Here is a 17,295-nt window from a genome sequence, read left to right on the forward strand (position 1 = left end):
GTTAGACTGCGCGCAAATACCCTCGTGGAACCGTTGCACCATGGCCTCGACCCTGCCCGACCTGAAACTGCTGCGCATCTTCATCAGCGTGGTGCGCCACCAGGGCTTTGCCAACGCCCAGCGCGAACTGAACCTGTCCACCTCGGCCATCAGCACCTACATGAGCCAGCTGGAGGGTGCTTTGGGTATCGTGCTGTGCCACCGTGGGCGTGGGGGCTTCAGCCTGACCAGCAAGGGCGAGCTGTTCCATCAGGAAACCCTGCGCCTGCTGGCCGAGCTGGACGGCTTCGAGCAGTATGCCGCCGCCCTCAAAGGCGAGTTGCGCGGCACCCTCAATCTTGGGGTGATCGACTCCACGGTCGGCGACCGTGCCTTGCCGCTGGCCGAGGCCATCGGGGCCTATAGCCAGGAACACCCGGCGGTGCACCTGCATCTGTCGGTGTCCAGCCCTTACGAGCTGCAACTGGGTGTGCAGGACAACCGCCTGGACCTGGCCATCGGCGCGTTTTCTTCGCGCATGAGCGGGCTGCTTTACCAGCCGCTGTACCGTGAACAGCATTGGTTGTACTGCAGCAGCCGCCATCCGCTGTACACCGAGCGGCGCATTCCCGAGCAGGTGGTGACCCAGCAGCGCATGGTCGGGCGCGGCTACTGGAGCCAGGCCGAACTGGCCCGGCATGGCTTCAAGCACAGCGCGGCAACAGTGGAAAGTATGGAGGCGCAGTTGATCCTGATCCTTTCCGGCGCCTACATCGGCTACTTGCCCGAGCACTACGCCCAGGCCTGGGTCGACAAGGGCGACTTGCGCGTGCTGTCGCCGTCGACCTTCGGTTACCAGGCCCCGTTCTCGCTGATCATTCGCCGTGGGCGTAGCCGTGAACCGTTGATCCAGACCTTCCGTGACCTGCTGAAAAGCCAACTCAACGTGGGCTGAGATGCGACGTATTCATGCATTCCGTCGGGAGGCGTTAAATTCTGGCAAAAGCTGACCGCTATCCTGATAGCGCTCTGCTACATATCAACTTGCGCTGATGATTTTCCCTTCATTTCATCCTGCAAGGATCGCCCAAGATGCGCATGAATTTGCCCGTCACTGAGCACGAAAGAACCTTCTCTAGCGATCAACGCCTGATTTCCACCACGGACCTCAACAGCCGCATCACCTACTGCAATGACGCCTTTGTGGCGATCAGCGGTTTTACCTACGACGAGCTGGTCGGCCAACCGCACAACCTGGTGCGCCACCCAGATATGCCACCGGCGGTGTTCGGCCATATGTGGGAGACGATCAAGCAGGGCAAGCCGTGGATGGGGGTGGTCAAGAACCGGGCGAAGAATGGCGATTACTACTGGGTCAGCGCCTACGTCACGGCGATTTACGAACAAGGCCGCATCAGTGGCTACGAGTCAGTACGCTCGGTGCCCACAAGGGACCAGATTCGCCGTGCCGAAGCGCTGTACGCGCGCTTGCGCGATGGGCGCGGGCCGGTGCCGTGGGCGGCTCGCCTGGGGCACGGTCTGGGCCATGGCTGGCCACTGATCGGCGCAGGCCTGGTGTCGGCGGCGGGTTACCTATGGCTACCGCCCTATGCGGCGCTTGGTGTACTGATGGCCAGCTTGCTGCTGGCCTGGTACCTGATCGAGCACCGGCAGAACCAGGTCATCCGCCGCACGCTGGCTGAGCACCCCAAGGCCTTTACCAGCCCGTTGGTGGCGTTGACCTACAGCGACAATCCAGGCCTGCAAGGCCAGCTTGACCTGGCCATCATCAGCGAGGAAGCACGCCTGCAAACGGCCCTCACCCGGCTTGTGGATGCCGGGGTCGGGGTGAAGTCGCGGGCGGCGCAATCTTCCGATCTGTCCGATGCCCAGGCGCAGATGCTCGACCGCCAGCGCAGCGAAACCGATCAGTCGGCCACGGCCATTGCGCAAATGGCGGCCACCATCCAGCAGGTTACCCACAACGTGCAGAGCACGGCGCATGCGGCGGGTGATGCCGATCAATTGGCGCAGCAGGGTAGCGAGCTGGCGCTGCAGAGCCTGAAAGCCATGGGCAGCATGAGCGATGCGGTCAATGACATTGGCCAGGCAGTGAATGCCCTGGCAGAGCAAACCCAGTCGATAGGCAGCGTGGTCGACGTGATCACCTCGATTGCCGAGCAGACCAACCTGCTGGCGCTTAATGCCGCCATTGAAGCGGCGCGTGCCGGCGAACAGGGGCGCGGGTTTGCCGTGGTGGCTGATGAGGTGCGTTCGTTGGCCCAGCGCACCCGCGCTTCGACCAGCGAGATTCATCACATTATCGCCTCCTTGCGGGCCGGGGCAGAGCGGGCAGTGAGCACCGCCAGCCGGGGCGAGCAGATCTCTCGGGACAGCGTGCACAGTGTCGAGGCAGTGCAGGCGGCGCTGAGCGGGATTGCCCAGGCGGTCAGTCGCATCACCGGCATGAGCCAGCAGATGGCGACGGCATCGGAGCAGCAAAGCCATGTGGCCGAGGACATCAACCAGCAGATCGTGAGGATTGCCCAACTGTGTGACCAGAGTGCCGGGCAGGCCAGGCAGGGCGCGCAGATCAGCCAGGACCTGGAGCGCATGGCGGAGTACCTGCATAGCCTGGCGGAGCGGTTCAACCGCTGAGAAGGCCGGGCCCGCCAAGCGGGCCCCGGTTCTGTGGCAAACTGTCTCCGCCAAGGAGAACCCCATGCCCAGACCCCGCTGCGAGCGCTGTCAGCGCCCGCTCGACCACTGCCTATGCCCACTGATCCCCGCACTCGACAGCAATACCCGCGTGATTCTGCTGCAGCACCCCAGTGAAACTGCCCATGCCCTGAATACCGCGCGCCTCGCGGCCCTTGGCTTGAACAATGCCGAGTTGCGGGTGGGTGAGGTTTTCAACGACTTGGGCGATTTGCTCGCGACGCCTGGTTACCGGCCGGCCCTGCTATTTCCGGGCGACGATGCTCGGGTGCTGACGGCTTATGGTGAGGCCGAAGACAAACCGTTGCTGCTTATCGTGCCCGACGGCACCTGGCGCAAGGCGCGCAAGTTGTTGTACATGAACCCGCTATTGGAAGGGTTGCCGCGGGTCACGCTGGGGGCTGTCGCGCCTTCACGTTACCGGCTGCGCAAGGCGCCTGAGGCGGGGGCACTGTCGACTATCGAAGCGGTGGTGGGAGCATTGAACGCGTTGGAGCAACCCGTTTGCTTTGATGCACTGCTGGCGCCGTTCGAAGCGTTGATCGAGGGGCAGATCAGGGCCATGGGCGAGGAGACGTTCCAGCGTAACCATGGCACCGAGTGAGGGCTGGGGGCTGCAAAGCAGCCCCGGCTGATTCAAGCCCGATCAGCGCATCTCAGGCAGACGCGCCTCAGTGCGCACTTCGGTAGTCGCCAGCGCCTCTGGTGGCAGCGAAATACGCTGCTTGGTCAGCAACTCACCCATGGTCGCCAGCACGCGGTAGCGCGAGAACTCCTCGGTATAACGCACCTCGGTATAGCGGCGGTCTGCGTTGTACAGCTCGTTCTCACTGTCCAGCACGTCCAGCAAGGTACGCTGGCCCAGGCCGAACTGGTCCTGGTAGGCCGCACGTACGCGCTTGGTGGTCTCGGCGTATTCACGCGCGGTCGGCAGCTGTTTGCTGGCATTGTTCATGGCGTTCCACGCCAGGCTCAGGTTCTCGGTCAACTCACGCAGGGCGTTGTTGCGGATGTCCAGGGCCTGGTTGATCTTGTGCGCGTCGGACTGCAGGCGCGCCTTGTCACTACCGCCGCGGAACAGGTTGTAGTTCATCTCCACGCCAGCTTGCCAGTCGTTGTTGTTGTGGCCTTTTTCGCCGCCGGTGTTGTTGTTGGCACCGGTTGCCAGAATGGCGTCGAAGCGCGGGTAGAAGGTCGACTTGCCCACTTCGTACTGCTGCTCGGCCGCATTGACGTCAGCCTGTGCAGATTTGATGTAAGGGTTGTTCTGGCGCATGCTGTCGCGTGCCCCCTCGAGGCTCTCAGGCACCTCGCCCTTGATGGTTTGCGGGCTTTCCAGCTCGTCCGGCGCGCGGCCGATCACGCTGAAGAAGTTGGCCTCGGCATCGGCCAGGTCGACTTCGGCGGTGTCCAGGTTGTTTTCCGCCAGGGCGCGACGGGCGCGGGACTGGTCAAGGTCGGCGGTGCTGCCAACGCCGCGCTCGTTACGCAGGCCGATCTGGTCGTTGACGCGCAGGTGGGCTTGCAGGTTGTTCTTGGCCAGGGTCACCAGCTCGCGGCGCTTGAGCACTTCCAGGTACACCTCGACCGCACGCAGGGCGACATCCTGGGCAACAGCCTGGGTGTAGTAGGCGCGGGAGGTAGAGACAGCCTCGGTGCGGCCCACTTCATTCGAGGTGTTGAAGCCGTCGAAGATCATCTGCCGCAGGCGCAGCTCGGACTGGGTGTAGCTGAGGGTTTCCTTGTTGTGGTTACCCTCGGCACGGGTGGTGGTATTGTCCGAACGCTGGCGGCCGTAGCCGGCGACCAGGTCCACGGAAGGGTAGTAGCCACCACGCGCAAACTTCACGTCTTCATCGGCCGACAGCTTGCTGTTACGGTTGGAGCTGACTTGTGGGTGGTAGTCCACGGCGCTTTGGACGGCCTCGGTGATCGACATCGCCTGTACGTTGGCACTCGCCAGGGCCAACAGTAATGCACTGGTGATGGGGTTCAAAACGCGCATGGTACATCTCCCTGATCCTGGAATTTATCCTGCTGTTCGCCAAAAAAATGACGATAAAGTTATCGCGTATAGTGTTGCAGGTTTTTAACAAGACAGCTAAGTACATTCAACGCGATAGATAAGAAGATTTATTCATATCAAATTGCCATATAAGACTTTTATTGTCTAATCAATTTCACTTACAGCCCTCGGAACGATGCTGTTAGTCGCCCTGAAAACCAATGTTTACAAGGCTTGCACACGGTTCCAGAACTATTTCCGATAAAGAAGGTGGCAGTTAGGCGAAAGTGATATTTGGCGACAAAATATTGTCACCTTGGCTTCTGAAGTGTTTTTTGCTTGAGGATATACAGACTGACGAGTACAGCGCTGGTCAACATGAAGGTACGCGCCCAGAACAGCGGCACCAGGTAGCACGACAGGCCAATGCTGGCCCACATCAGGCCGATGGCGTAAACCTTGCCCTTGAGGGGGATGCCTTCACCACTGAGGTAGTCACGGATCCATGGCCCGAGCTTGGGGTGATGGACCAACCAGTGGTGAAAGCGCGGTGAGCTGCGGGCAAAGCAGGCCGCCGCCAATAGCAGGAACGGGGTGGTGGGCAGTACCGGGAGAAAAATCCCCAACACCCCCAGCGCAACGCTGAGCCAGCCGGTGGCCAGCAGCAGGTAGCGCATAGGCAGCTTAGTGGTGGCGTGGCTTGAGCAGCGCCGGTTTTTCGTCAGGGGCGTGCAGCAGCAGGAACAATGCACTCAGCGCCTCGGGGATCTGTACGATCATGTCGTCCTGCAGGTTGGCGTTGCTGGCAATGTCGGCGAACTCTGGTTGTTCATCGAACAGGCCCGAGCCAACCATGATCGGCAGCAGCATCTCGCTGACTTCTTCCTCGGCGTTCTCGAACCAGGCCTCTTCACGCAGGAACACGCCTTCCATGAAGCCGATGCACCAGCCGCGCAGGTCGGAATCGTCCGGCTCGTCGGTCAGGTCGAGTTCGCATGGCAGGTCGAATTCTTCGTCGCTGGCCAGCTGGCGGGCAATGTGCGCTTTCAATGCCACCAGGGTGGCTTCGATTTCGGTGCGCTGGGCGTCGCTGGCGTAGTGCGGCTCTTCGGCGAACAGGGCGTCGATCCATTCGCGCTCGGGCACGTCCTCGGCGTTGATCGACAGGGCGGTGAGGTAGCCGTGTGCGGCGACATAGTCCAGCGCTTCTTCGTGCAGCTCGTCGGCGTCGAGGAAGGCTTGCAGGCGGGTCAGTTGCTCGGCGAAGGACATTACAGGGCTACCTTGGGGAATAAACGATAACGAATTCTAGCACCTTGCAGCGGCAGCGGGGCAAAGGGAACGTCTATCGCCGTGGTGCCTGTGCAGGACGGCGCTGCGGTATACTCCGCGATTTTTCATCCAGGGGCAGGTTTTACCGGTCGCCTGGCAAAAACCGCTTACGCATTTGGCGTGTGCGGGGCGGGTTTTTCGTCCAGCCTGTTGTATTCAGGGTGGTACGGCGATTTGGAGTTGCACATGCTCGAACAGGCTCAGCGCGTTCTCAAGGACATCTTCGGCTACGACAGTTTCCGTGGGCGCCAGGCAGCGATCATCGAATGCGTGGCCAATGGCGGCGATGCCCTGGTGCTGATGCCCACCGGCGGCGGCAAGTCGTTGTGCTTTCAGGTGCCGGGGCTGCTGCGTCCGGGCCTGACGGTGGTGGTCTCGCCACTGATCGCGTTGATGGACGACCAGGTCGCCACGCTTGACGAACTGGGCGTTTCGGCGGCCGCGCTGAATTCCACCCTGAGCGCGGAACAGCAGCGTGAACTGGCCGGGCGCCTGCGCCGTGGCGAGGTAAAAATGCTCTACCTGGCGCCGGAGCGCCTGGTGCAGCCGCGCATGCTGGATTTTCTGCGTGACCTGGACATCTCGCTGTTCGCCATCGACGAGGCCCACTGCGTTTCGCAATGGGGCCACGATTTCCGCCCCGAGTACCTGCAACTGGGCCAACTGGCCGAACTGTTCCCGCATGTGCCGCGCATTGCGCTTACTGCCACTGCCGATATGCGCACCCGCGAAGAAATCGTCCAGCGCCTACACCTGCAAGGCGCCGAACGCTTCCTCTCGAGCTTCGACCGACCCAACATCTTCTACCGCATCGTGCCCAAGGAAGCGCCGCGCAAGCAGTTGATGGCTTTTCTCGGCGAGCGCCGCGGCAACGCCGGTATCGTTTACTGCCTGTCGCGCAAGAAGGTCGACGAAACCGCCGCATTCCTCTGCCAGCAGGGCTTCCCGGCGCTGCCGTATCACGCCGGCCTGGCTGCCGAGACACGCGCGGCCAACCAGCACCGCTTTCTCAACGAGGAGGGGCTGATCATGGTCGCGACCATTGCCTTCGGCATGGGTATCGACAAGCCCAACGTGCGCTTCGTTGCCCACCTCGACCTGCCTAAATCGCTTGAGGCCTATTACCAGGAAACCGGCCGCGCCGGCCGTGACGGCCTGCCGTCCGATGCCTGGATGGCCTATGGCCTGCAGGACATGGTGATGCTCAAGCAGATGCTGCAGAACTCCGAAGGCGATGAGCGCCACAAGCGCATCGAACAGCACAAGCTCGACGCCATGCTGGCGCTGTGCGAAGAAACCCGCTGCCGCCGCCAGTCGCTGCTGGCCTACTTCGATGAAACCCTCGAACAACCGTGCGGCCACTGCGACAACTGTGTCGACAACATCCAGACTTGGGACGCTACCGAGCCGGCGCGCCAGGCGCTGTCGGCGGTGTTCCGCACCGGCCAGCGCTATGGTGTCGGCCATCTGGTCGATGTACTGCTGGGCAAGGACAACGAGAAGGTGCGCAATTTCGGCCACGAGAAGCTGTCGGTATTCGGCGTTGGCAAGGGCCTGGCCGAGGTCGAATGGCGTTCGCTGTTCCGTCAGTTGGTGGCGCGCGGCCTGGTCGACATCGACCTGGAAGGTTACGGCGGCCTGCGCCTGTCCGACAGCTGCCGGCCACTGCTGCGCGGCGAGGTGACCTTGCAACTGCGCCGTGACCTCAAGCCGCAGACCACGGCCAAGGCCTCGTCGTCCAGCGGCGGCAGCCCGGCCAGCCAGCTGGTGCGTGCCGAAGAGCGCGAACTGTGGGAAGCGTTGCGCACGTTGCGGCGCAAGTTGGCCGAGGAGCACAGCGTGCCGCCGTATGTCATCTTCCCCGATTCGACGCTGCTGGAAATGCTGCGCAGCCAGCCGGTCAGCCTCAGCGACATGGCCCAGGTAAGCGGTGTGGGCGCGCGCAAGCTGGAGCGCTATGGCCAGGCGTTCCTCGAAGTACTGAACAACAGTGGCGGCACCGAAGAGGCACCGAAAGTGGTGCTCGACCTGCGCCACGAACTGGTCAGCCTGGCCCGAGCCGGCATGACCCCGGCGCAGATCGCCGGGCAGCTCAACTGCAGCGAGAAGAACGTCTATAGCCTGCTGGCCGAGGCACTGGGCCGCCAGGAGCTGAGCCTGGAGCAAGCCATCGACCTGCCGGAAGACCTGATGATGGAAGTGCAGGACGCGTTCCTGGATGGCGAGGGCGAGTTGCCGCCGGTGTCGGCCATTGCGCCGCAGTTCGGGGCCCGGGTGCCGGAGGGCGTGCTGTATTGCGTGCGCGCGGCGCTGGCGGCGGAATTCGAACTGTAAACGCAGGCAGGATCGAAGGCAGAAGCGCCATCTGCTGACCTTTGTCATGCTTTTTGACGATTATCGAACAAGTAAGCAGGACCGAGCCTTGCCTCGTGGGGCAGGGCATGGTTAGCTGCCTAATAATTAGATCTACTCAATGAGTTACTTATGCCCCTGACCGACAACCAACACCGCTTCGGCATGCAGCTGGCCCAGATGTCCCGGGGTTGGCGCGCCGAACTGGACCGCCGCCTGGCCGGGCTCAACCTGTCCCAGGCGCGCTGGCTGGTGTTGCTGCACCTGGCCCGTTTCGAAGAAGCCCCGACCCAGCGTGAGTTGGCCCAGAGCGTGGGCGTTGAAGGCCCGACCCTGGCGCGTCTGCTCGACAGCCTGGAGGCGCAAGGGTTGGTGCGCCGGCAAGCAGTGGTAGAAGACCGGCGGGCCAAGAAGATCTTGCTGTGCCCCCCGGCCAAGCCACTGATCGACCAGATCGAGACCATCGCCAATCAACTGCGGGTGGAACTGTTTACCGGCGTGGATGAGGCAGAATTGCAAGTTTGCATGCGGGTGCATGCGAAGATTCTGGCCAACCTCGAGAAGTCCTGAAGGCCCTTGGGGCTGCAACGCAGCCCCAAAAAATCAGAAGGTATGCCCCAGGTTCAGATACACCGCATGCTCATGCGCACTGTTGGTGCCGTAGGTGAAGTTCAACGGCCCCAACGGCGTCTCCAGCCCCAGGAAGATGCTCGCCGCATTGATGTACCCACTGTCGAACTCGTTGTCGTTGTTCCATGCCCGCCCACGCTCCAGCGACCCGCCGATGTACAACGGGAAGTCCAGCGGCACATAGGCCCTTGGCGTCAAGCGGCGGTAGTAGACCATGCGCAGCAGGCTCACGTTCTGCCCCGACACCGAGTCCTGGCGAAAGCCTGACAGCTCTCGCGCTCCGCCCATCACGAAGCTCGACGTCACCACTTCGGTGTCATCCAGCGTGCGCCCATAGCGACCGCCCAGCACGAAGGTGTTCGGCCCACTGCTGATCGCCTTGTCCAGGTTGAACAGCCACTGCCGGTAATCCTGGTCGGAGTCCAGCGACTTGTCGTATTTGCGCAAGGTCAGGCCGATGTCCTCGCCTCGGTGCGGGAAGTACACGTTGTCGAGGGTGTCGAACGAGTACTTCAGCTCGTAGAAGCCTTCGTTGAAACTGACTTTGGGCAGGTCCTGGTCGCCGATGCGCACCTCGGCCTCGCCCCAGGCCTTGCCCACGCCCAGGCGCACTTCACCGCTGGTGCCGATCTGCCGGCCCACGTTCAGGCCAAAGCCGTAGCGCTCCAGGCGGTATTCGGCGACCGGGTCGTTGTCCAGGGTGGCTTCGATGTTCTGCGAGCTGAAATCCAGGTAAGGCGCGACAAAGTAGCGCGAGCCCACGTCCAGCGGTTGGTAGAACTCGCTGTACAGCTCTTGCTGGTCGCCGATCTGGCCACGGGTCAGCCATTCTGCGCCGAGGCTGTTGATGCCGTTGACCCGGTAGCTGGCACCCAGGTTGAAGGCGCTGTCGCCACGCAGGTCATCGGACAGGTTAAGGCCCAGACGCAGGTAGTCGGTGCCGCCGCGCCGGCCACGGGCGTTGATCACCAGGGTGTTGTCGTCGCCCTTGTGCACCACGCGGTACTGCACCCGGTCGAAGTAATCCAGGCCGTACAGCGTACCCATGTCGGTCTGCAGGCGGTCCAGCTCCAACGGCGCGTCGATCGGTTGGCGGATGTACGAGCGAATCACGTCGTCGCTGACCTTGGAGTCGTTCTCGATTCGGATCGCGGTGATCACCGGTGTGCGCTGGCGCGGCGAGCGGGCCACGGCCAGGCTGCTGTCGCCTTCGGGCTGGCGCAGGGCAGCCAGGCGAGGGTCGAGCAGGCGGGTGGCGCGGTAACCGGCGTCGATCATGTCCCTGGCGCGGCCAAAATCGGTCACGCCGAAGGCGGTCAGCGATGGTTGGATGAGGATGTCGTCGCGGTGCAGGCTGGCCAGTTGTTCTTCCGAGTTGCGCCGGGTCATCAGGGTGATCGACTGGTTGAGCACGTCGACCACGGTCAGTAATTGCTTGCGATCCTTCAGTGGGGTGCCGATGTCGACCACGATGGCCAGGTCCACGCCCATTTCGCGGGCCACGTCGACCGGAATGTTGTCGACCATGCCACCGTCCACCAGCAGTCGGCCGTCCAGCTCGACCGGGGCGAACACGGCAGGGATCGACATGCTGGCGCGAATGACCTGTGGCAGGTGGCCGCGGCGAAACACTACTTTTTCGCCACTGGCGATGTCGGTGGCCACGGCGCGGAAGGGGATAGGCAGCTTGTCGAAGTCGCGGGTGTCGGCGGTGTGCGCCAGTTTGCTTTCCAGCAGCAGTGACAAGTTCTGGCCCTGGATTACCCCCAGTGGCAGGCCCAGGCTGCCGTCGTCACGAAAGCTGAGCTTCTGTTTGACCAGGAAGTCGCGGTCATCCTGCTTGCGCCTAAACGGCACGTCCTTGCGTGGCGGGGCATCGGACAGCGCCTGTTGCCAGTCCAGGGTGGTGGCGAGCTTTTCCAGCTCTTCGACACTGTAGCCCGAGGCGTACAACCCGCCGACCACTGCGCCCATGCTGGTGCCGGCGATGGCGTCGATGCGCACACCCTGTTCTTCCAGCGCCTTGAGCACGCCGATGTGAGCCAGGCCACGGGCCGCACCACCCGACAGTACCAGGCCGACCTTGGGCCTGGCAGGTTCGGCGGCGGTTGCCGCAAGCGTGGTGAGGGCAAGCAGAAAACAGAACAGCAAACGGCGCATCGTGAGTCTCAAACCGTGGGCTAAAGACCGCTAGTATAAGCGGCCCCTTACCTGGAGATGTTTCACCATGGCCGACAGCAAGCCGGAAATCGTTATCACCTATTGCACCCAGTGCCAGTGGCTGCTGCGTGCTGCCTGGCTGGCCCAGGAACTGCTCAGCACCTTTGCCGACGACCTGGGCCGGGTAGCGCTGGAGCCGGGCACCGGCGGCATCTTCCGCATCACCTGCAATGGCGTGCAGATCTGGGAGCGCAAGGCCGACGGTGGTTTCCCCGAGGCCAAGGTATTGAAGCAGCGGGTGCGCGACCAGATCGACCCACAGCGTGACCTTGGCCACAACGACCGCTGATCAAGCCCCCTCGGGCAGTGGCCGCTGCCTGGGCGGTTGCTCGGCAGCCAGGCGGCTGGACAGCACGATGGCGAAGATGATCAGTGCGCCGCCCAGCAGCATGCGCACGGTGGGGGTTTCGGCGAACACCGCCCACGCCACGGCAATCCCGTAGACCGGCTCCATGCCGAACACCACGGCGGCCGTGCGCGCCTTGATCACTGCCAGGCTGGCGACGAACAGGCTGTGCGCAACGCCGGTGCAGAAGACGCCGAGCAGGGCGATCCACAGCCAGTCCACGGGGGCTACGCCGCCCAGGCCAGGGGCCGCGAACGGCAGCAGGCACAGGCCCACTACCAGGTTCTGCCACAGCGCTGCCTGTACCGCAGGCAAACGGCCGGAGCCGGCCCGGTTGGTGAGTGACAGCAGCGAGAACAGCAGGCCCGAGAGCAGTGCCCAGAGCAGGCCGCCAGTGGCTTCGCTGGCCAGGTCGAATGCCGGCGTGACCAGTACCAGGCCGAGGCTGACCAGCACGACCAATACGGTTTCGTTGCGGCGGATACGCTCGCGGAACAGCAGGCCTTCGAGGATCACGGTGAAGGCCGGGAAACTGGCGAAACCGAGGGTGGCGATGGCCACGCCGCCGACTTTGACGGCGATGAAGAAACTGACCCAGTGGCCGGCCAGCAGCACACCGCCGAGCAGCAGGCGGCGTGCGTCCTGGCCGCTGAGGCGTTGCCAGCCCGGGCCGGCCAGGCTGGCGAACAGAGCCAGGGCGAGCACGGCGAAGGCGGCGCGGCCAAAGACGATGATTGCCGGGCTGGCGCTGGCGGCCAGCTTGCCGAAGACGCCGGTAAGGCCGAAAAACAGCGCGCCAATGTGCAGGGCGCCTAGGGCTGTGCGGTGGTTCATGGTAGTCCTTGCTCAAAATCTCTATTGGCTGTGCCGGCCTCTTCGCAGCACAGGCAAAGTGTAAAACCACAGGCCAACGATTTCTGTCGCAAGACTGCTGTCAATTGTCGCCGGGCTCTCGCCGCAACGCCAAAGGCGTACAACCGAACGCCCGCAACATCGCTGCCGAAAACGCACTCTGTGAGCTATACCCCACCTGCGCTGCAATCTCACCCATGGGTAACGAAGTCTGCACCACCAGCCGCCGTGCCTTGAGCAAGCGTCGCTGGCGAATGTAGTCCATCGGTGTCATCCCGCACTCGGCGGTAAAGCGCGCATGCAGCCGGGCACTGGACAGCCCGGCAATGCGCGCCAGGTCGGCGACCTGCAACGGGTAGGCAGCCTGTTGCTCGATATGGGTATCGAACGCGGCATAAGGTAAGCGCTGGCTGGCCCGAACGTTGGCAGCCGCCGTTGGATTCAGGCTGGCCAGTAACAGCGCTGCGCCTTGCCGGGCGATCAACGGGTCGTCCATGGGGCTGGCCGCCAGCCAGTCCACCAACTGCTGCTGACGGTCGTCCAGGCCCAGCGCGGCAGGGCGGTCGAGCAGGCGGCGGCTGGCATCGGCATGCTCGCCCAGTTGCTCGTGCAGCCAGCGCTCCCCAGGCACATCCAACACCAGGCAGTGGCTGCCGCCATCGCTGGCGCAGGTGTGATGCGCGCCCGCCGGTACCACGATCAGCCCCTGCCGGTCGATCCCGGCGCCTTGCCCCTGGACCTCGAACTCCAGGCGGCCGCGCAGGCCGAACACCAGTTGCGGGTGTTCGTGGCTGTGGGCGATCAGGCTGTCGCGGTAATGGCGCAGCGAGAGGATCGGGCCGGCGGTCATGGGGGCTTCCTCGCAGGGCAGGCGCTCATTGTGCCTCAAACCCCGCACGCCATCACTCGTCACCGTTTTGCCATGGCGCTGTCATGCCTGCCTGCCAGTCTCCAGCAAACTGCGCCGGAGCCTGCCCATGACCCATGCCGAACTGTCTCGTCCCTCGCGCAAGCAACGCGTGCGTACCCTGTGGATCTCCGACGTGCACCTGGGCACCCGCGACTGCCAGGCCGGACACCTGTCGCGGTTCCTCAAGGGCTACCAGGCCGACCGCGTCTATCTGGTGGGCGATATCATCGATGGCTGGAAGCTGCGTGGTGGGATCTACTGGCCGCAGGCCCACACCAACGTGATCCGCCGGCTGCTGACCATGAGCAAGCGCGGCACCGAGGTGATCTACGTCACGGGCAACCATGACGAGTTCCTGCGCCGCTATTCAAAGCTGATTCTGGGCAACATTCAGCTGGTGGACGAGGCCGAACACTTGACCGCCGATGGCCGTCGACTGCTGGTGATCCATGGCGACCAGTTCGACGTGATTACCCGTTACCACCGCTGGTTGGCGTTTCTGGGCGACCGTGCCTACGAGTTCACCCTGGTGCTCAACCGTTGGCTCAACCACTGGCGGGCGCGGTACGGCTATGGGTACTGGTCGCTGTCGGCGTACCTCAAGCACAAGGTGAAAGGTGCGGTGAATTTCATCAGCGACTTCGAGGATGCCATTGCCCACGAGTGCACACGGCGCGGTTTTCATGGGGTGGTGTGTGGGCACATCCACCATGCCGAGATCCGCAAGGTGGGGGAGGTGGACTACCTCAATTGCGGGGATTGGGTGGAGTCATGCACGGCGCTGATCGAACATTGGGATGGCAGTATCGAACTGTACCGGCTGGCTGAGGCTCAGGCGCGCGAGGCGCAGGCGGCTGCGGTGGTGCGCGAGCCGGTGTAGGGCGTGAGGGCCATGGGGCTGCTTTGCAGCCCTTTCGCGGCACAAGGCCGCGCCTACAGCCGGATCTTGCCCAGCAGGATATCCCGGAACATCACGAAATCACCGGCCAGGCTGTACAGCGGATAGGTAAAGGTCGCTGGCCGGTTCTTTTCGAAAAAAAAGTGCCCGACCCAGGCAAAGCCATAGCCGAACACCGGCACGGCCAGCAGCAGCAACCATTTGCCACTGCCAATGGTGTAGGCCAGCAGCGCGATCACCAGGCTGGTGCCGACGAAGTGCAGGCGGCGGCAGGTGGGGTTGCTGTGCTCCCCCAGGTAGTAAGGATAGAACTCGGCAAAACTGCGAAACTGCGCTTTGCTGTTCATGGCGGTGCTCCGGGATTAATACTTCTGGACAAGATGCACGGCGTGGAGCCTGATTCGAGTCTAGAGTGACTGACGGGGCCTACCAGTGACAATAGGCGCCAAATGAGTATCCTTGGGGTTCACCGCAGGAGCGGTCGGTAAAAGAAGCCTGTCATGAGCGAAAGAACCACGTCAGCCAGTTGGGCATCAGGGATTGTGAAGGCACTTGAACTGGAGGGGCTGGATTGCCGGGCCATGTTCAAGCAGCTAGGGCTGGACTTTGCCGCACTCGACGACCCGGATGCACGTTTTCCGCAAGACTCCATGACCCGGCTATGGCAGCTGGCAGTGGAACTGTCAGGCAACGAGGCCATCGGTCTGAACATGGCGCGGGTGGTGCGCCCGGCGTCGTTCCATGTGGTGGGCTATGCGTTGATGTCCAGCCGCACCTTGGCCGAGGGCTTCGAACGCCTGGTGCGCTACCAGCGCATCATTGCCGAAAGCTCCGACCTCAGTTTTGTCCTTGGCGCCGAGGGCTACTCGCTGATCCTGACCGTCCACGGTGACCACCTGCCGCCGACCCGGCACAGTGCCGAAGCGTCGCTGGCCTGCGCATTGGCGCTGTGCAAATGGCTCAGTGGCCGGCCGGTGCAGCCGCGGCGGGTATTGGTGCAAGGGCCGCAGCCAAAGAACGTCGAGCCGTACAAGGTGGCGTTCCATTCGCCGCTGGTTTTCGGCGCGCCACACGATGCCCTGGTGTTCGAGCGGGCCGACATGGAAGCCCCGCTGCCTACCGCCAACGAGGCCATGGCGGTGCTGCACGACCGGTTTGCCGGGGAGTACCTGGCACGTTTCTCCGAAAGCCGGGTAACCCACCGGGTGCGCCAGGTGTTGTGCCGCATTCTGCCGCAGGGTGAACCGAAGCGTGAAACCCTGGCCCAGGCCCTGCACCTGTCGCAGCGGACCTTGCAGCGGCGGCTGCAGGAGGAGGGCACCAGCTTCCAGACCCTGCTTGACGATACCCGCCGCGAGCTGGCCGAACAGTACCTGGCGCAGCCGGGCATGACTTTGCTTGAGGCCGCCTACCTGCTCGGCTTCGCCGACCCCAGCAACTTCTATCGGGCGTTCCGCCGCTGGTTCGACGCCACACCCAGCGAGTACCGCGCCCGCCTGGGCACCGAAGCCGAAGTGGTCAATGACGCCAGAACGCCGGCATGCACAACACTAGCACCGTGATGATTTCCAGGCGGCCAAGCAGCATGCCGGCCGCCAAGATCCACTTGGCCGCGTCAGGCAGCGTGGCGTAGTTACCCGAAGGGCCGATCACTTCACCCAGGCCCGGCCCCACACCCGAAACCGTGCCAGCGGCGCCGGTCAGTGCAGTCATCCAGTCCACGCCCAGCAACGACAGCAGCAAGGCCATGACGCAGATGGTGATGGCGAAGAAGAACGAGAACGTCAGGATCGAACGCACGATGTCTTCGTCGAGGCGATGGCCGTTGTATTTCTGCTTGATCACCGCACGCGGGTGAATCAGCTGGTTGAGGCTGGCCTTGAGCAGGATATAGGCCACCTGGAAGCGGAAAATCTTGATGCCGCCCGCGGTCGAGCCGGAGCAGCCGCCAACGAAGCCCAGGTAGAAGAACAGCATCAGCGAAAAATTGCCCCACAGGCTGTAGTCACCCAGGGCGAAACCGGTGGTGGTGACCACCGAGGTCACGTTCAGTGCGACGTGGCGCAGGGCGTCGAGCCAGTGCAGGTTGGTGCTGTACCAGTACCAGGTGCCCAACACCAGCCAGGTGACCACCAACATGCCCAGCAACCCTTGCACCTGCTGGTCGCGGATCAGCGCCTTGCGGTTGCCGCGCAGGGTGGCCACGTAAAGGGTGAACGGCAGGCTGCCCATGATCATCACCACCACCGCAACCCAGTGCACGGCGGGGATATCCCATTTCGCCAAGGATTGGTCGGAGGTGGAGAAACCGCCGGTGGAGATCGCCGACATGGCATGGTTGATCGCATCGAACGGGCTCATGCCCGCCCACCAGAAGGCCAGCGAACCCAGGATGGAGAAACCGACGTAAACCCCCACGATCGATTTGGCGACCATGTGCGAGCGCGGCATGACCTTTTCCGAGCGGTCGGACGATTCGGTCTGGAACAGGCGCATGCCACCGATACGCAGCAGTGGCAGGATTGCCACCGCCATGGCGATGAAGCCGATACCGCCGAGCCAGTGCAGCATCGAGCGCCACATCAGGATACCCGGTGACATGCTATCGAGCCCGCTGAGCACGGTGGCGCCTGTGGCGGTAATGCCTGACATGCTTTCGAAGAAGGCGTCGGTGTAACTGATGTGCTGAGTCAGCAGGAACGGCAGCGCGGCGAACACGCACACCACCAGCCAACTGCTGACCGTCAGCAGGTACATGTCGCGCGGGCGCAGGTGTACATGCTCCGGGCGCCCCGGTATTACCAGGGCAAGGCCTGCGATGAAGGTGATCAGGCTCGACCAGAGGAACGACGGCATGTCACCGGTACGCTCGAAGATCACCAGGGTAGCCATGGGCACGGCCATGCCCACGGCCAGGGTAATCAGGAAGATGCCGATGATGAAACCAATGATCCTTAAGGTCGGCAACGCCATGTGATCTGCTCTGACTCGAAACGGAAGGGCGCCATTCTACCTATGGGTCTGGTGATGTAAACGCTAGAATGGCCGCACAT

The 17,295-nt window shown here is 63.0% G+C and carries 16 protein-coding genes; 8 read left to right on the plus strand and 8 right to left on the minus strand.

The window, feature by feature from the left end; all coding sequences use genetic code 11:
• The first annotated feature begins 40 nt into the window (after positions 1-40).
• The 3 genes from Q9451_RS10030 (at position 41) to Q9451_RS10040 (ending at position 3,301) form a co-directional block, all read left to right on the plus strand.
• Positions 41-934: a LysR family transcriptional regulator gene (locus tag Q9451_RS10030; RefSeq protein WP_012273604.1), complete on the plus strand. Its 894-nt coding sequence runs from the start codon at positions 41-43 to the stop codon at positions 932-934.
• 137 nt (positions 935-1,071) lie between these two features.
• A complete protein-coding gene (locus Q9451_RS10035; RefSeq protein WP_012273603.1) occupies positions 1,072-2,637 on the plus strand; it encodes a PAS domain-containing methyl-accepting chemotaxis protein in 1,566 nt (521 codons plus the stop codon).
• Positions 2,638-2,701: 64 nt separating this feature from the next.
• Positions 2,702-3,301 carry a DTW domain-containing protein gene (locus Q9451_RS10040; protein WP_012273602.1) on the plus strand — a complete coding sequence of 200 codons (600 nt, stop codon included), beginning with the start codon at positions 2,702-2,704 and terminating at the stop codon, positions 3,299-3,301.
• Positions 3,302-3,343: 42 nt separating this feature from the next.
• On the opposite strand, the gene Q9451_RS10045 is transcribed toward Q9451_RS10040, so the two are convergent.
• The 3 genes from Q9451_RS10045 to Q9451_RS10055 form a co-directional block, all read right to left on the minus strand.
• Entirely contained in the window at positions 3,344-4,702 is a 1,359-nt protein-coding gene (locus Q9451_RS10045) for a TolC family outer membrane protein (RefSeq protein WP_012273601.1), read from the minus strand.
• Positions 4,703-5,013: 311 nt separating this feature from the next.
• Entirely contained in the window at positions 5,014-5,379 is a 366-nt protein-coding gene (locus Q9451_RS10050) for a YbaN family protein (RefSeq protein WP_012273600.1), read from the minus strand.
• 7 nt (positions 5,380-5,386) lie between these two features.
• A complete protein-coding gene (locus Q9451_RS10055; protein ID WP_012273599.1) occupies positions 5,387-5,974 on the minus strand; it encodes a YecA family protein in 588 nt (195 codons plus the stop codon).
• A 246-nt stretch (positions 5,975-6,220) separates the two neighbouring features.
• Here Q9451_RS10055 and recQ point away from each other — a divergent pair, with 246 nt between their 5' ends.
• Positions 6,221-8,368, plus strand: coding sequence for a DNA helicase RecQ (gene recQ / locus Q9451_RS10060; protein WP_012273598.1), 2,148 nt, complete (start codon positions 6,221-6,223; stop codon positions 8,366-8,368).
• Between the two features lie 150 nt (positions 8,369-8,518).
• Positions 8,519-8,956 (plus strand): MarR family transcriptional regulator, encoded by a 438-nt coding sequence (locus Q9451_RS10065; RefSeq protein WP_012273597.1) that lies wholly within the window; start codon positions 8,519-8,521, stop codon positions 8,954-8,956.
• A gap of 33 nt (positions 8,957-8,989) precedes the next feature.
• On the opposite strand, the gene Q9451_RS10070 is transcribed toward Q9451_RS10065, so the two are convergent.
• Positions 8,990-11,176, minus strand: a complete 2,187-nt coding sequence (locus Q9451_RS10070) for a patatin-like phospholipase family protein (RefSeq protein ID WP_012273596.1) — start codon at positions 11,174-11,176, stop codon at positions 8,990-8,992.
• Positions 11,177-11,243: 67 nt separating this feature from the next.
• On the opposite strand from Q9451_RS10070, the gene Q9451_RS10075 reads away from it, so the two are divergent.
• Entirely contained in the window at positions 11,244-11,525 is a 282-nt protein-coding gene (locus tag Q9451_RS10075) for a SelT/SelW/SelH family protein (protein WP_003259082.1), read from the plus strand.
• Here Q9451_RS10075 and Q9451_RS10080 read toward each other — a convergent pair whose 3' ends face one another.
• Together Q9451_RS10080 and Q9451_RS10085 are read right to left on the minus strand one after the other, a co-directional pair.
• Positions 11,526-12,416, minus strand: coding sequence for a DMT family transporter (locus Q9451_RS10080; RefSeq protein ID WP_012273595.1), 891 nt, complete (start codon positions 12,414-12,416; stop codon positions 11,526-11,528).
• A 100-nt stretch (positions 12,417-12,516) separates the two neighbouring features.
• Entirely contained in the window at positions 12,517-13,284 is a 768-nt protein-coding gene (locus Q9451_RS10085) for an AraC family transcriptional regulator (protein ID WP_012273594.1), read from the minus strand.
• Between the two features lie 127 nt (positions 13,285-13,411).
• On the opposite strand from Q9451_RS10085, the gene Q9451_RS10090 reads away from it, so the two are divergent.
• Positions 13,412-14,224, plus strand: a complete 813-nt coding sequence (locus Q9451_RS10090; RefSeq protein WP_012273593.1) for a UDP-2,3-diacylglucosamine diphosphatase — start codon at positions 13,412-13,414, stop codon at positions 14,222-14,224.
• A gap of 53 nt (positions 14,225-14,277) precedes the next feature.
• Here the strand turns inward: Q9451_RS10090 and Q9451_RS10095 are convergent, their stop codons facing one another.
• Positions 14,278-14,589, minus strand: a complete 312-nt coding sequence (locus Q9451_RS10095; protein ID WP_012273592.1) for a DUF962 domain-containing protein — start codon at positions 14,587-14,589, stop codon at positions 14,278-14,280.
• Positions 14,590-14,742: 153 nt separating this feature from the next.
• On the opposite strand from Q9451_RS10095, the gene Q9451_RS10100 reads away from it, so the two are divergent.
• The gene (locus Q9451_RS10100; RefSeq protein WP_060492938.1) at positions 14,743-15,804 is read left to right on the plus strand and encodes an AraC family transcriptional regulator; all 1,062 of its coding nucleotides are present in this window, start codon (positions 14,743-14,745) and stop codon (positions 15,802-15,804) included.
• Here the strand turns inward: Q9451_RS10100 and Q9451_RS10105 are convergent.
• On the minus strand, positions 15,761-17,215 hold the full coding sequence (locus Q9451_RS10105) for a TrkH family potassium uptake protein (RefSeq protein ID WP_012273590.1): 1,455 nt from the start codon (positions 17,213-17,215) through the stop codon (positions 15,761-15,763). The genes Q9451_RS10100 and Q9451_RS10105 overlap by 44 nt on opposite strands.
• Between the last annotated feature and the right edge of the window lie 80 nt (positions 17,216-17,295).

This window comes from Pseudomonas sp. NY8896, from assembly GCF_039634505.1.